The sequence below is a fragment of the Kitasatospora sp. NPDC091207 genome (assembly GCF_044768625.1).
Classification (GTDB): domain Bacteria; phylum Actinomycetota; class Actinomycetes; order Streptomycetales; family Streptomycetaceae; genus Kitasatospora.
The window spans coordinates 220207-233513 of sequence record NZ_JBIVVS010000010.1 but is presented as its reverse complement, the minus strand read 5'-3'; the positions used below and the strand labels follow the sequence as shown (position 1 = coordinate 233513).

Below are 13307 nucleotides of genomic sequence, written 5' to 3'. Positions count from 1 at the left end.
GCCCCACCCACCGCACCGCCGAAGGACTCCCATGCGCCGCCTGCCCCTGCTGCTCACCACCCTCGCGCTGTGCGGCGGCCTGGCCGCGTTCGGGGCCCTGGACCGTCCCTGGCCCGGCTCCCCCCGTCCCTCGGCGGACACCGCCCGGCCTCCGGGCAACCGCTCCGCCCCCGACGGTTCGCTGACCCGGGCGATCAGCGCCGACCAGCAGCGGCTGCGGCAGCTGCCCAACGACGCCGCGGCCTGGGCCCGGCTGGGCGCGGAGTACGTCGAACAGGCCCGCCTCACCGCCGACCCGTCGTACTACCCGAAAGCCGACGAGGCACTGCGCCGGTCCCTCACCCTGGTGCCGCAGGCGAACGCCGACGCCCTCACCGGCCTCGGCGCCCTCGCCAACGCCCGACACCTCTTCGACCAGGCGGGCGACTTCGCCGAACGGGCCATCGCCGCCTCACCGACGCACTGGCCCGCCTACGCCGTGCTCGCGGACGCCCGGACCCAGCTCGGCGACGACACGGGCGCCACCGAAGCCGTCCAGCAACTCCTGGACCGCCGCCCCGGCACCGCCGCCTTCACCCGGGCCGCCTACGACCTCGAACAGCACGGCCGCACGGACGACGCCCGCGCCGCGCTCCGCCAAGCCCTCGAAGGCGCCTACGACCCCGCCGACAAGGCCTTCTGCCAGTACCAGATCGCCGAACTCGACCGGACCTCCGGCCGCGCCCAGGAGGCCCTCACCGGCTACCGGCAGGCCCTGGGCACCGACCCGGGCCACACCCCCGCCCTCGCCGGCCAGGCCCGCGCCGAAGCCGCCCTCGGCCGGCACGACGACGCCGTACGCGACTACGCCGCCGCCATCGCCCGCGTCCCGCTCCCCCAGTACCTGCTCGAACTCGGCGAACTCCAGGAATCCCTCGGCCAGCCCGAACAGGCCCGCGAACAGTACCGGATGCTGACCGCCGAACAGCAGCTGGCCGCCGCCAACGGCGTCGTCGACGACCTCACGCTCGGCCAGTACCAGGCCGACCACGGCGACCCCGCCGAGGCCGTCCGCCTCCTGCGTGCCGAATGGGCCCGCCGGCAGAACGTCCTCGTCGCCGACGCCCTCTCCTGGGCCCTGCACCGAACCGGCGCGGACACCGAAGCCCTCGGCCTCGCCCGACAGGCCCAGGCCCACGGCTGGCACAACGCCCTCTTCCTCTACCACCTCGGCGAGATCGAACACGCCCTCGGCGACACCGACGACGCCCGCACCCACCTCACCGAGGCACTCACCGCCGACCCCGCCTTCAACCCGCTCCAAGCCCCCCTCGCCCGCACCGCGCTGACGGCCCTTGGCTGACCTTCCTTCAGCAGGTCCTCGGTCCCCACGTGGGGTGCCACCGCGAGGGACTTCACACACGGGCTGACGCCCCCGCACGCACCCGAGGCGCCCGGCCGGCGAGCCCCCGGCCGGGCGCTCAGCTGCTACGAGACGGCGGCACGAGATAGGTGTACAGGTATGCGCAGGCCTCCGCCTCGGTGTCGAAGCTCGCCACGGTCCAGTGCCGGCCGCGCTCCCAGGCCTCGATCGCCCACCGGCCGTCGACGTGCTCGACCAGGACGGGGATGCTCTCCTGGATGTACTTGGAGCTCGGCAGGTCGCGCACCTCAAGCCCGTACGAGCCACTACTCACCCCGGCTTCGCGGAGCGCGACCACGAGTTCATGGTGGTTCACCTGCAGGGTTCTCCTGTCCCGCGCACGAGGAATCCCCCGGGCAGAGCTGACTCACGGTCTTGTTGAGCTTGTACAGCGTCGCGCCGCCAGGCTGCTCGAACCATGGGGCGACCTTGCTTCCTCCGCGTCGTCGTCCTTGGCCCCTCGCTACCCGGGCCGCAGATCGTGATCACGTCGAGCGCACGGCCGGTGGTGATGATCGCAACCGACCGGGGCCGCCGCTCAGACAGCGCCGAAGTCGCCCACCCGAACACCGGCGACGAACGACTGCCAGGCATCGGCGGGGAAGACGAGTGCGGGCCCCTCGGGGTCCTTGGAGTCACGGACGGGAACGGCACCCGGGAAGCTCGCGGAGACCTCCACGCAGTTGCCGCCGTTGCCCGAGTACGACGACTTGACCCAGGACGCGCCGGAGAGGTCGGGGTTCATGGGCAAGCTCCTTCCGAGACTTTGTGAACTAGCGTCAAGGACACTGCTTCGAGGCCACCTTGCACCACCAGCCGATCGTACGCCCCGTGCCTCACCGATAGGAGAGGGCCCCGACCGGGAAGCCGGTCGGGGCCCTCTGCACGTGGGTCGTCTCAGACACCGCCGAAGTCGCCCTTGCGGACACCGGCGAGGAACGACTGCCAGGCATCGGCGGGGAAGACGAGCGCGGGACCCTCGGGGTCCTTGGAGTCACGCACGGGAACGGCACCCGGGAAGCTCGCGGAGACCTCCACGCAGTTGCCGCCATTGTTGCTGTAAGGCGACTTGAACCAGGAAGCGCTAGACATGTCAAGGTTCATGAGGCTAGCTCCTTTCGAGCCTTGCGGATCAGTGCCAGGGATGCCGCCTTGGGCAGCGCTTCCACCACTAGCTGATCGTACTCTCTCTCCCAACCTGTGACCGTTGCACGCGTGCGTTCAAGGTAGCCACGAGCCTGAGACTCGGCGTATCCGACTACCGAGTGATCCGGAAGGTCCAACAGCACTACCGGCATGGTGAACGGCAAGTTCTCACCAAGACTGAACGGAGCCACCTGGATGGTGACGTTCGGGCGCGCTGCAAGAGCCTCCAAATGGTCGAGTTGGCCGCACATGACGTCGCGACCGCCGACCGGACGGAGCAGGCAGCTCTCATCCATCACCGCATGGATGAGCGGAGGCGACTGCTGTCCCAGCACACGTTGTTGGCGAAAGACCAGGAAGTCGACTCGCTCTGCCGCCTCACTCTGCGAGATGGCACCTCGGTTTGCGGCGGCCTGAGCCAACGCCCGGGCGTAGGCCGGTACCTGGAACAGCCCTGGAATGACAGCCAGTTCCAGGGTCCGCAAGCGTCGACACTTCGCTTCCGCGTCGGCGAACTCAGGGAACCCTTCCAGCAGACTGGCGCGCGAGTACCGCCGCCAGAGTTCGTAGAAGGCACCTCCAGTCTCGAACACCTCGTCGGCTTTGACAGCGAATTTCCTTGTTGGAGGACGCTTCGCTCGTTCGATGTATGACACAAGCGTGTTCGAGTAGCCCATGCGCTTCGACAGACCGACCTGAGACCAGCCCCTCGCCCGCCGTGACCTGTGGAGTTCCCATCCAAACCGGACGGCGGGAGATGAAGTGGCGTCAATTGTACTGTCAACCATGCCAGCTGGGACCTTTCACATGACGGATCGGTCAATGGTGAAACCCTGGCCATCGTAGAGCCATCCGGGCCACCATGGCTACACCCGGTAAGAACTCGGGAACCCAGAGCAACCAAGGGAGCCCCCATGCCCAGCCGCCCCCGCACGCCCGCGTACCGGCCAACGGTGGGCGAGGTCGTCCGCGACCTCGCCCACCGCGCCCCCAACGGGCAGGCCACCGAAGGCGTCTACATGGACACCCTCGGCGGCGCGGCCTACCTCAGACCCGAAGCCGGCGGCTGCGAGTGGACCACCGGCCCCGAGCACGTGAAGCCGCTCGACACTCCCCGCTTCATCCACGTCCAGCACCCCAGCCCGCCCCGCGCGAACGACGCCGCGTGAGCCCCTCCTTCAGGCTTCTCACGGCCCTCCTCGGCGTCTCGACCCTCAGCACCGGCGCCGCCGCGCTCGCCTGCTGGCCGATCCGCGACGCGCCCCTGGGGCCCCGCCTCCTCGTCAGCGGCCTCATCCTCACCACCGGCGTCGTCGCCGGACTGCCCGCCTGCTTCACCCGGCTGTCGGCCACCACGCCCCGCCGATGACCCCCGAACTCCCGCGTGCCGGTGTGGTGCGCCACGCGGGACGCCCGGCCCGGCTCGCGACCCCAGCCGCGAGCCGGGCCGGACACTCACCCCAACTCCCCTCCAAGGAGCCCGCGATGCTGTACCCGCTGCCCGAGATCCTCACCAACCCGCCCCGCCGCCGTCTCGGCCACCAGGCCCTCGTCCTCAACACCGACGGCGCCGTCCTGCTCGTCGAGACCACCTACAAGAACGGCTGCACCCTCCCCGGCGGCAGTGCCGAACGCAACGAACTCCCCCACCTCGCCGCCCGCCGTCACACCGAGACCGAGACCGGCCTCGTCCTCCCCCTGCGCAGCATCCTCGCCACCGACTACGTCGACGCCCAACTGCTGCCCGAAGGAGTCAACTTCGTCTACTGGGGCGGCCGCCTCACCCGCGCCCAGGAAACCACCGTCGCCCGCCACCGACCCCCGGAGCGGATCGTCGCCCTGCACTGGGTCCACCCCGCCGACCTCGCCGACACCATGGCCACCGACCAGCACCGCCGCGCCGCCCAGGCCCTCACCGCCCTCGCCCGCGGCGCCCACCTCCCCTTCCTCCTCCGCGGCATCCCCGCCGAGTAGCTCCGGTGAACCGGGCGCCAGATGCGGAGCGTTCCCGGAGGTCAGGCCGTCACGGCGGCCTCCAGGAGGGTCAAGGTCCGCGCGGTGGCGTCCACCGCCGCACGGACGCCCAGCGGCAGGGGGAGATTGGGGCCGGCGTGACCGATGTCGACCTGGCCGAGCACGGGGAGGTCGCGGCTGCCCAGAACGTCGAGGACCACCTCGCGCAGCGCCGGTGCCCCCTGCGCGCACCCGGGGGCGGTGAGCCGGTGCGGAACACCGACCACCATCGCCGCGATCCGGTCCAGTACCCCGGACAACCGCAGGACGTGCAGATCGCTCCAGACCGCGGCGAGCGGGCGCTCGACCTCCTCCCAGAACAGCACCGCGCCGTCGAAGAGTTCGGCCGGCAGGGCGTACGGGGTGGCCTGCAGGGAGGTCAGCCGGTTGAGGAGCCCGCCGACCAGCGGCCCCTGCGCCTGCCCGGCCCGCCAGCACTCCCAGCCGGAGGTCGCGGGCAGGACGCCGAGCGGCTCGGGCACGGTGAGCAGCCGCCGGTAGAGGGCGGCCAACTCCTCGTGCCGGCCGGGAAGGGTGTGCCAGGAGTGGCCGAGCCCGTAGGTCGCCATGTCGGCGTGGATGCCGGCCAGACCGGTGCGGCCGTACAGGGCGAGCAGTAGCAGGGAGATGTCACTGCAGCCCAGCAGCGGCTTGGGGTCGGCGCGGATCGCGTCGAGGTCGAGCAGGTCCAGGTGGCCGAGGGTGGCCTGGCCGCCGGTGTGGGCGATGATGCCCCGCACCTGTGGATCGCGCAGCAGGGCGTTCAACTCCTCGGCCTGCGCGGCCGGGGAGCCGGCCGCCCACCAACGGGGGTGGCCCGCGGCGAGCAGCGCCGAGTCGCGCACCTCGAAACCCAGCTGCCGAAGTGTCCCGGTGCCGCGGGCCAACAGCGGGGCGGCCTCGGCGTCCAGGGGGCCGGAAGGCGCGGCGACCGCGACGACGTCGCCGGCAGCGAGCGCTCGCGGGCGCAGGAGTGACGGCATGGCGGAAGACCCTTTCCCTGCTTCTCGACGGTCGCCGGCACGATAGCCGGAGGCACTGACATCGATGCCGAGGAGCAGCGACGGCCTTCGACCCCCGATCCGACGTCCGACCGGCCGGGCCGAACTCCTGCGCGGGCCCCGCTCTCCGGGCGTCAGGGGACGAGGACGCTCCGGCCGGCGATCGGCGCGTAGCTCTGACCGGGGACGATCAACGCCTCGATCCGGCCGGAGCAGTCCGTCCCGGTCCGCACCTGAACCACGGAGTCCGTCAGGTTGGTCACCAGCGGGCGGACGAAGTCGCCCAGGGTGATGCAGCCGCTCGGATCCTGGTGCGCGCCGCCGTCGATGATCAGCACACCATGGGCCGCGTACGCGGTGTTCGGTACCGCGACGGCCAGGGTGGCCGCCGCCAGCCAGGCTCCCAGAACGGTGGCGGTGCGTCGCTTCATGCGTCTATGTCCCTTCGGACGGCGCGGGACCGCCCACTGCGGCCCCGCCGATGCGGCTCAAGGTAGTGAGGGACGGCGCGGGGCAACGGGACGACGGGCGTGGCACCCCCGGGTGCCGCACCGGAAGTCGGACGGGCCGACTTCCAGTGCGGCGACTATCGCTCGGGGCGGCTCGGATCACGGCCGGCGCCGGAAGCAGATCCCATCAATCGGCGAAGGGTCGGCGGCCTGTCCGGCGACATCAGCTTGGCCTGCTGTTCTTCGTGGAGTCGAGGCAACAGGACTGTTGCAGCGGCCTGTGGTCCTCGCAGGGGTGTCCTCTTTCCGGTCACCGGTCAGCATTGCATTCGCCTCCGGGCACCTCCGGTCACGGTGAGGCCTTGACCTTGGCCGGTGGTGGTCCCGCCGGTCACGGCCTCACCGCGCCCGGCTAGCGCTTCGGGCACGGCTCCCGGTAGGGGATGTCGGGCGCGTACCGCTGCCACTGCGCGGGGGTGACGGCTCCCGCGCTGTAGGAGCACAGGCGGGTGGCGAGGTTGCCGGGGTCGGTGTCGAGCAGCGAGACGGTCTGGCTGGAGGCGACGAGGAGCGTGGGGCCGGTGGCCACGAGCGCGACCGCCCGGATCGGCTTGCTGTTCGGATTGGCGACGGAGGCCACCCGGGCGGGGGCGGTGGGGTCGCGGAGGTCCCAGAGTTCCAGGGTGGTCTCGTTCCAGACGGTCATGAGCGTGCCGTCCTGGGCGAATTCGATGCCCTGGATGTCCTGCACCGTCTGGATGGTCGTCCGGGGGCGGGGGTGCCGCGGATCGCCGATGTCCCACAGGGATACCGTGTTTCCGCTGTTTCCGCCGGCGGCGAGCAGTCGGTTGTCGCTGCTCAGTCCGAGGGCGTCATTGAAGGCCCCGGGCACGGTGACCCGCGAGGTCGGCTCGCCGCCGCCGGTGAAGTGGAAGAGTTCCAGGGCCGCGCACTTGCAGGTGGTGTCCGGTGTGCTGGTGACGGCCAGGACGGCGCTGTCCGGGGTACCCCGGGAGATCGCGGAGCCCATGTTCAGTTTGTCTCCGGAGCCGGTGGAGCCGTCCGGGGGCTTGATCTCCGAGGAGCCGGCGCGCCGCGGTTTCGCCGGGTCGCTGACGTCCCACCAGTCGAAGCCGCTCTTGGTCGCCAGGTAGGCCGTGCGACCGTGGTTCAGCACGCCGGCGTCGTGGCCGCCGGCGTCGGGGGCGGGGATCGACCCCGCCTCCGTCGCGTCGAGCGTGTCGGTCACCCGCCACAGGTGGAGCGCGCCGCCGCGGATCACCGCCATCAGGTGGCCACCGTCGTCCCAGGTCACCCCGAAGGTGATGATCACATCACCGACGCCGGTCGGGGTCGCGGGGAAGTCCGCGGTGCCCAGGGTGGCGGCCTTGACCGGGTTGCGCGGATCGCTCACCTTCCAGAGCTGGACCTCGCCCTCCCAGCCGATGGTCAGCAGCGCGCCCGGACGGATGAACGCGGTGCTCCGCGCCGAGACCGGGAGGGTCGTGAGGAGGGCCGGGCCCGGGGATGCGGAGAGGTCCCAGAGCCCGACGGACTGCGAGTTCGGGGTCGGCGGCGCTGCCCTGACCTGCTGGGGCGCGGCCATCAGGCGTCCGTCCGGGCTGAAGGACCAGGAGGGGAGGCCGCCGGGCTGCCGGGCCTCCTCGATCTGCCGCACCGGTGAGCGCCAGCGGCGCAGCACGCCGTCCGCGCCCGCGGTCAGCAGCCCGCCGACGGTGGTCGTGGCCATGGCGTAGACGCCGAAGGGCGTCTTGAGGCACGTCGACTTCGCCGACCCCGGGGTCAGGTCCTCCGGGGCCAGGGTGGCGAAGCAGAGATCGCCCTTGGGATCCGTGGCGTCCGTCCCGCCGTAGGCGAGCGAGCGGCTGTCCCGGCCGAAGGCCACCGCGCTCACGTTCGCGGAGCCCTCCATGCCGACTCTGATCGCCTCGGGGTGGGCCGGGTCCCCGACCCGCCAGAGGCCGACGTCCCGCTGGCTGCCGGCGGCCAGCAGGCTGCCGTCGGGGCTGAACGCGATCGACTTGTACCCGGTCTCCAGGGTGGCCGGGTTGGCCGGGTTCGCCGGGTCGGTGACGTCCCACAGCTGGGTCTTGCCGCCCAGGACGGTGGCGCCGAGCAGGTGCCCCTGCGGCGCGAAGGCGACGGCGGCGAGGCTGTGCGGCCCGTCGCCGGTCGGGTTGCGCAGCCGGCCGAACTCCTGGGGGGCGGCGGGCCGGACGATCGACCACAGGCGGGTGTCGCCGTTTCCCGAGGCCGCCGCCAGCAGCGCGCCGTCCGCGCTGACGGCCATGGAGGTGACGCCGGTCGGTTCCTCCCCCGGGTCGGTCGTGTAGGGCAGCCGGGCCGCGATCACGGGCTTCGCGGGGTCGGCGAGGCTCCACAGGCACAGGCCGCCCGCGGGGTCGCACCTGGCCGCCAGGTGGGAGCCGTCCGGGGTGAGGGCGATGCCCACCAGGCCGACGTCGATGGTCGAGCGCAGGGCCGGCGCGGCCGGGTCGGTGAGGTCCCAGATCCGCGCCGCTCCGTCCTCGTCGACGGTGGCGACCCGGGGCGCGCGGGCGGCGGTCGCCACGATGACGACCGAACCCCCGGCCTCGCCGACGACGCCGTCCATCAGCGAGCTGCCCAGGTCGTACAGCTGGGCGGTGGCCTCCTGGGTGGGGGACGTACGGTGCGCGGCGATCGCGAGCTGGGTGGCGAGTCCGGGATCGCTGCCACCGAGGGCCTGCGCGCGGGCGGCCAGGTCCTTGGAGTTGACGGCCGCGGTCTGCCGGGCGGTGGCCGCCCGCTCCCGGTCGGTGGCGTCTCGCTGCCGCTGGGTGAGAAGACCCCCGGTCAGGGCGCCCAGCAGCGCCGCGACCAGCACCACGGCCACCACCACCCGCCGCCGGCGGCCTGAGCGGCGGTGCGCGTGCCCGCGTGCCAGGTAGTCCCGCTCGGCCTCGTTCAGGTGTCCGGCCGGGCCGCGCAACCAGGGCTCGGCGCCCGCCAGCGTGGTCTTGCCCGGCAGCAGGTCGCGGTCGCGCCCGGCGCGCTCCCAGCGGTCCCGGTCGTGCCGCAGGACCTCCCGCCAGGCCAGGAACGCGCGGTCCTCCTCGACCCAGGTCCGCAGTTCGTCCCAGGCGTTGATCAGCGCCTCGTGCGCGAGCTCCACCGTCTCCGCGCCTTCGGCGCTGCGGCCGGTGACCAGCAGGCGCTCGTCGGCCAGGCGCCGGGCGATACGCCACTCGTCCTCGGCGAGGTCGGTGCGCAGCGCCGTCCGACGGGTGGCCGACAGCGAGCCCATCGGCACCCGGACGAGCTGGGTGAAGAGCCGACGGGCGGTGTCCCGCTCCTCCGGCGGGACCGTCCGCCGCAGGACGTCGTCGGCGTGGGCGCCCAGCGCGCCCTTCACCCCGCCGAGCGCCTCGTAGGCCTGATGGGTCAGCAGACCGGCGTCCTGGCGCTTCCAGAGCACGTCGAGGGCGAAGCCCAGCAGCGGCAGCGCGCCCGGCTCGGCCCCGGTGTCGTCCAGCAGGCGCTCGACCAGGCTGGGCGCGTAGCGCACCCCCGGGCTCGCGTCGACCGGCGCGGTGACCACCTGGTGCAGCTGCTCGCGGCTCATCGGGCCGAGCGCGTAGACCTTCCGGCCGATGACCGGGCCGAGCCGCGGGTGGGCGAGGGCCGCCTCCAGGAAGTCGGCCCGCAGCGTGGTCAGGACGCGGACGGTGCTCGGCAGGGCCTCGGTGAACAGCACGCCGGCCAGTTCGTCGACGGCGGACCGGCCGGCTGCCAGCAGTTCCTCGAACTGGTCCAGGACCAGAAGCAGTTGGCTTGCCCGGTAACGCTGAAGGAGTAGCGGCACGAGGTCGGCCATGCCCCGCGGCCCGGCCAGCACGGCGGTCAGGACGGGGGCCCGCTGAAGGCGCTCCGTCGCCGACAGCTCCGGCTCCAGCAGCGGCAGCAGCGCGGCGGCCAGCGCCGGGAGCGGGCTGCCGCCGGAGTCCGGCCGCAGCGTCACCACCAGTGCCCCGGCCGCCCGCCGCCGGGGGACCACCCCGGCCATGGCCAGCGACGACTTCCCGGAGCCGGAGGGGCCGACCACGGTGACCCAGCGCTCGCGGGCCGCCAGGAGGGCGACCTCCTCGCTCTCGACGCTCCGGCCGTGGAAGACCGCCGCGTCCGACTCCTGGAAGGAGGTCAGGCTGCGGAACGGCGAGGGCGGCAGCATGACGGCCCGCAGGCCGGGCCAGGCCGCCGTCAGGCCGTCGGTGGGAATCAGGTAGCTCACCGGCGGGTCGGTCGCCTCGGCGATCGTCACCATGCCGATCACCCCGCCGAGGTGGTCGTCCCAGACCGGGCTGCCGCTGAACCCCCCGGACACCCGGTAGCCCTGGGCCGCGAGGTCGACCTGCAACAACCCGCCGCCCTGCCGGGCCCGCAGCACACCCGCGTGCCAGACGCCGTCGGAACGGCCGACCGGGAAGCCGAACGCCCGCACGGGGTGCTCCCAGACGTTCTCGGTCCTGGTCTCGATCAGCCGGACCGGGCGGACGCCGGCCAGGGGGGCGGCCAGCCGCAGCACCGCGACGTCACCACCGCGCTCCGACGTCCGCGGGATCCAGTGCTCGACGACCGCCATCACACCCGTCACGGCCGGCTCGCCCGCGCCGGGCGGCGCCGGCAGCAACGGCAGGTCCACGAACACCCAGGACCCGACGCCCGGCTCGACGCCCTGGCCGGCCAGCGCCGCCGTGACCACGTGCGCGCAGGTGAGGGCCAGGTCGGGAGCGACCAGGAAGCCCACGCCCACCGGCCTGCTCAGCGCGTCGCGGACCCGCAGCACCGCCGCGTCCAGCGCCGTCGCCCCGAGCCCCTCGACGGGCCCGAGCCCCTCGACGGGCCCGGTGCCCGGCGACGTCACGGCGCGGGCTCCGCCGAGACCGGCCGGACGCCCTCGCCCGCGTCGTCGGCCGGGGCCCGGTGCCAGGTCAGCGAGACCTTGAAGTTGGCCTGGGCCGAGGTGCTGGAGATCACCACGTCCGCCTCCGCCGACAGCGACAGTCCGAACTCGATGCCGATCTCGTCCGGCGCGTGGACCATGTCACGGAAGCCCTCCACGAAGTCCTGCGCCACCGGCCGCACCCCGGCCAGCATCTCGCCCAGCGACCGGGTGGCGCGCGCCACCACCTGGCCCGGCCGGGCGACCTGCACCAGGCCCTCCGCGGTCTGCTCGATCTCGACCTTCACGACATCCGGCCGGCCCTCCGCCGTACCGACCGGCAGCTCAACGAGATACGCCATGTCTCCCCCTCGGGGCCTCACCGGCCCCTGTGCGTGGGTGCCCCCTGCGGGTGGGTGCCCCTGCCCCCGTACGTGGGTGTGCTCTGCCCCCGCACCGCTCCCGCCAACCCCGGCCGACGCCGGGACTCCCGCGGTCCGCACCGGGCCGGGACAGCCGACCCACCGTACAAGGCGATGTCCGAGCGCACGCCCGGAACGGCCGGAATCGCCGCCAATTCACCGCCTGGCGTGGGGACTTGTGCTTCGCTCCCACGCCGGGCCGACCTGACGGGACACCGGCCCTCCGGATCCCGGCGTCGCCCGGCCCCGTCCGGAGGCACGCGGCCCGCGCCCCGCGCGCCCCCGCGCCCCGCCGCGCTCCCTCGACAGGGCGCGTCCGGGCCGGCACCGTGCGGTCGGAGTGTCGGTGGCGACTGCGAGGATGCCGGCCATGATCGATCGATCCGCCGTCGTCGACCACTGGGACGCGGGCGCGTCGTCCTTCGACGACGCGCCCGATCACGGGCTCGCGGCCGGGCCCACGCGCGCCGCGTGGGCCCGGCTGCCGGCGACGTGGGTACCCTCCGCTCCGGACGCCGCCGCGGCCTGCACGCCGGCATCCGCTCCGGACACCGCTCCGGCCTTCGCACCGGCCGACGTGCTCGACGTCGGCTGTGGGACGGGCTCGCTCGCACTGCTCCTGGCGGCGGCCGGGCACCGGGTGACCGGGGTCGACCTGGCTCCGGGGATGATCGAGCGGGCCGCACGGAAGGCGGCCGCCGCCGGGCTGTCCGCCCGCTTCCTGCTGGGCGGCGCGGCCGGTCCGCCGACCGGCGGCGAGCTGTTCGACGTCGTACTGGCCCGGCACCTGCTGTGGACGCTGCCCGATCCCGGGGCCGCGCTGAGGGAGTGGGTCGCGCGGCTTCGGCCCGGGGGCCGGCTGGTGCTCGTCGAGGGCCGGTGGCGTGTGTCCGGGCAGTCGGGCCCGCCGTACGCGGCCGGGGCGGACTCGCTGCCGTGGAGCGGCGGGGTCGGCGCCGGCGAGCTGGCGGCCGCCGTGCGCCCGCTCGTGGCCCGCCTGCGGATCGAACCGCTCAGCACGAACGCCGATCTGTGGGGCGGGCCGGTGACCGACGAGCGGTACGCCCTGATCGCCCGGGTCTGAACGGCTCGACACCGAGACGGCCGGGCTGCCGGCGGGCGGGCCGCTCCCGCCGCGGCGTTCGCCCCGGGGTGGACGCGGGCCGACGTGGGCCGACGTGGGCCGACGCGGGCCGACCACCGCGCGCCGGCGCGCCGGCCCGGTGGCGGCCCGGTGGGTGGACGCTCCTCGCGCACGGACCGGCGGGCGGGGGGATGATGTGCTTCAGGAAACGCGAGGAGGTTCCGGCCCATGGACATCTCGCTGGCCACCGATCGGCTGATCGTCCGGGACTGGTCCCCCGACGACGCCGAAGCGGCTCTGGCGATCTACGGTTCGCCGGATGTCGCCCACTGGCTGACCCCGGTGATGGATCGCGTCGTCGACGTGGCGGCGATGCGTTCGGTCCTGCAGGCCTGGCAGGAGGCCCAGCCGAACCTGCCGCCCCCTCGGGGCCGCTGGGCCGTGCAGCGCAAGGAGGACGGGGCGGTCGTCGGCGGCCTGGGCATCCGGCTGCTGCCGCCGTTCGAGGACGACCTGGAGATGAGCTGGCAGCTGGCCCCCGACGCGTGGGGGAAGGGCTACGCCACCGAGGCCGGGCGGGCCCTGATCGCCTGGGCCTTCACCCACGAGGCCGAGGAGCTGTTCGCGGTCGCCCGGCCGAACAACACCCGCGCCATCGCGATGGCGAAGCGGCTCGGCATGGAGTGGGTGGGCGAGACGGCCAAGTACTACGGCCTCAACCTGCAGGTCTACCGCGTCCGGCCGAGCGACTTCCACGACTGACCGACGAGCCGGGCGGCCCGGTCGGTCAGCCGGCCCGGTCGGTCGGCCGGCCGGCTGGCCAGCCGGTCGGTCGCGCCCGGTGGCGG

Annotated in this window: 14 protein-coding genes; 6 read left to right on the top strand and 8 right to left on the bottom strand. The window is 73.6% G+C overall.

Going from position 1 to position 13307, the window contains the following annotated elements:
- The first annotated feature begins 31 nt into the window (after window positions 1–31).
- Entirely contained in the window at window positions 32–1342 is a 1311-nt protein-coding gene (locus tag ACIQTO_RS19330) for a tetratricopeptide repeat protein (protein WP_402389154.1), read from the top strand.
- A gap of 118 nt (window positions 1343–1460) precedes the next feature.
- Here the strand turns inward: ACIQTO_RS19330 and ACIQTO_RS19325 are convergent, their stop codons facing one another.
- From ACIQTO_RS19325 to ACIQTO_RS19310, 4 genes are all read right to left on the bottom strand, one after another.
- The gene (locus ACIQTO_RS19325; RefSeq protein WP_402389152.1) at window positions 1461–1718 is read right to left on the bottom strand and encodes a hypothetical protein; all 258 of its coding nucleotides are present in this window, start codon (window positions 1716–1718) and stop codon (window positions 1461–1463) included.
- Between the two features lie 222 nt (window positions 1719–1940).
- Window positions 1941–2147 (bottom strand): DUF397 domain-containing protein, encoded by a 207-nt coding sequence (locus ACIQTO_RS19320; RefSeq protein WP_402389149.1) that lies wholly within the window; start codon window positions 2145–2147, stop codon window positions 1941–1943.
- Window positions 2148–2299: 152 nt separating this feature from the next.
- Entirely contained in the window at window positions 2300–2494 is a 195-nt protein-coding gene (locus ACIQTO_RS19315) for a DUF397 domain-containing protein (RefSeq protein ID WP_402389146.1), read from the bottom strand.
- An 8-nt stretch (window positions 2495–2502) separates the two neighbouring features.
- Complete coding sequence (locus tag ACIQTO_RS19310; RefSeq protein WP_402389143.1) at window positions 2503–3336, bottom strand: helix-turn-helix transcriptional regulator; 834 nt, start codon at window positions 3334–3336, stop codon at window positions 2503–2505.
- Window positions 3337–3462: 126 nt separating this feature from the next.
- Between ACIQTO_RS19310 and ACIQTO_RS19305 the strand changes: the two genes are divergently transcribed.
- From ACIQTO_RS19305 to ACIQTO_RS19295, 3 genes are all read left to right on the top strand, one after another.
- Window positions 3463–3717 carry a hypothetical protein gene (locus ACIQTO_RS19305; RefSeq protein ID WP_402389140.1) on the top strand — a complete coding sequence of 85 codons (255 nt, stop codon included), beginning with the start codon at window positions 3463–3465 and terminating at the stop codon, window positions 3715–3717.
- The gene (locus ACIQTO_RS19300) at window positions 3714–3917 is read left to right on the top strand and encodes a hypothetical protein (protein ID WP_402389138.1); all 204 of its coding nucleotides are present in this window, start codon (window positions 3714–3716) and stop codon (window positions 3915–3917) included. The genes ACIQTO_RS19305 and ACIQTO_RS19300 overlap by 4 nt, the downstream gene beginning before the upstream one ends.
- Window positions 3918–4033: 116 nt before the next feature.
- A complete protein-coding gene (locus ACIQTO_RS19295; RefSeq protein ID WP_402389136.1) occupies window positions 4034–4522 on the top strand; it encodes an NUDIX domain-containing protein in 489 nt (162 codons plus the stop codon).
- Between the two features lie 41 nt (window positions 4523–4563).
- Here ACIQTO_RS19295 and ACIQTO_RS19290 read toward each other — a convergent pair whose 3' ends face one another.
- From ACIQTO_RS19290 to ACIQTO_RS19275, 4 genes are all read right to left on the bottom strand, one after another.
- The gene (locus ACIQTO_RS19290) at window positions 4564–5544 is read right to left on the bottom strand and encodes an LD-carboxypeptidase (RefSeq protein WP_402389134.1); all 981 of its coding nucleotides are present in this window, start codon (window positions 5542–5544) and stop codon (window positions 4564–4566) included.
- 152 nt (window positions 5545–5696) lie between these two features.
- A complete protein-coding gene (locus ACIQTO_RS19285; protein ID WP_402389131.1) occupies window positions 5697–5993 on the bottom strand; it encodes a hypothetical protein in 297 nt (98 codons plus the stop codon).
- Window positions 5994–6423: 430 nt separating this feature from the next.
- Entirely contained in the window at window positions 6424–10935 is a 4512-nt protein-coding gene (locus ACIQTO_RS19280) for a trypsin-like peptidase domain-containing protein (RefSeq protein ID WP_402389128.1), read from the bottom strand.
- Window positions 10932–11315, bottom strand: coding sequence for a CU044_2847 family protein (locus ACIQTO_RS19275; RefSeq protein ID WP_402389125.1), 384 nt, complete (start codon window positions 11313–11315; stop codon window positions 10932–10934). Before ACIQTO_RS19275 ends, ACIQTO_RS19280 begins: the two co-directional genes overlap by 4 nt.
- A gap of 430 nt (window positions 11316–11745) precedes the next feature.
- On the opposite strand from ACIQTO_RS19275, the gene ACIQTO_RS19270 reads away from it, so the two are divergent.
- Window positions 11746–12459, top strand: coding sequence for a class I SAM-dependent methyltransferase (locus ACIQTO_RS19270; protein WP_402389123.1), 714 nt, complete (start codon window positions 11746–11748; stop codon window positions 12457–12459).
- A 228-nt stretch (window positions 12460–12687) separates the two neighbouring features.
- Entirely contained in the window at window positions 12688–13221 is a 534-nt protein-coding gene (locus tag ACIQTO_RS19265) for a GNAT family N-acetyltransferase (protein ID WP_402389120.1), read from the top strand.
- Window positions 13222–13307 lie beyond the last annotated feature (86 nt).

Bases quoted from the DNA above. Each gene is read 5' to 3' on its own strand.
- ACIQTO_RS19295 (WP_402389136.1), top strand. From the start codon at position 4,034: ATGCTGTACCCGCTGCCCGAGATCCTCACCAACCCGCCCCGCCGCCGT.
- ACIQTO_RS19285 (WP_402389131.1), bottom strand. From the start codon at position 5,993: ATGAAGCGACGCACCGCCACCGTTCTGGGAGCCTGGCTGGCGGCGGCC.
- ACIQTO_RS19290 (WP_402389134.1), bottom strand. From the start codon at position 5,544: ATGCCGTCACTCCTGCGCCCGCGAGCGCTCGCTGCCGGCGACGTCGTC.
- ACIQTO_RS19270 (WP_402389123.1), top strand. From the start codon at position 11,746: ATGATCGATCGATCCGCCGTCGTCGACCACTGGGACGCGGGCGCGTCG.
- ACIQTO_RS19275 (WP_402389125.1), bottom strand. From the start codon at position 11,315: ATGGCGTATCTCGTTGAGCTGCCGGTCGGTACGGCGGAGGGCCGGCCG.
- ACIQTO_RS19315 (WP_402389146.1), bottom strand. From the start codon at position 2,494: ATGTCTAGCGCTTCCTGGTTCAAGTCGCCTTACAGCAACAATGGCGGC.
- ACIQTO_RS19265 (WP_402389120.1), top strand. From the start codon at position 12,688: ATGGACATCTCGCTGGCCACCGATCGGCTGATCGTCCGGGACTGGTCC.
- ACIQTO_RS19310 (WP_402389143.1), bottom strand. From the start codon at position 3,336: ATGGTTGACAGTACAATTGACGCCACTTCATCTCCCGCCGTCCGGTTT.
- ACIQTO_RS19320 (WP_402389149.1), bottom strand. From the start codon at position 2,147: ATGAACCCCGACCTCTCCGGCGCGTCCTGGGTCAAGTCGTCGTACTCG.
- ACIQTO_RS19330 (WP_402389154.1), top strand. From the start codon at position 32: ATGCGCCGCCTGCCCCTGCTGCTCACCACCCTCGCGCTGTGCGGCGGC.
- ACIQTO_RS19305 (WP_402389140.1), top strand. From the start codon at position 3,463: ATGCCCAGCCGCCCCCGCACGCCCGCGTACCGGCCAACGGTGGGCGAG.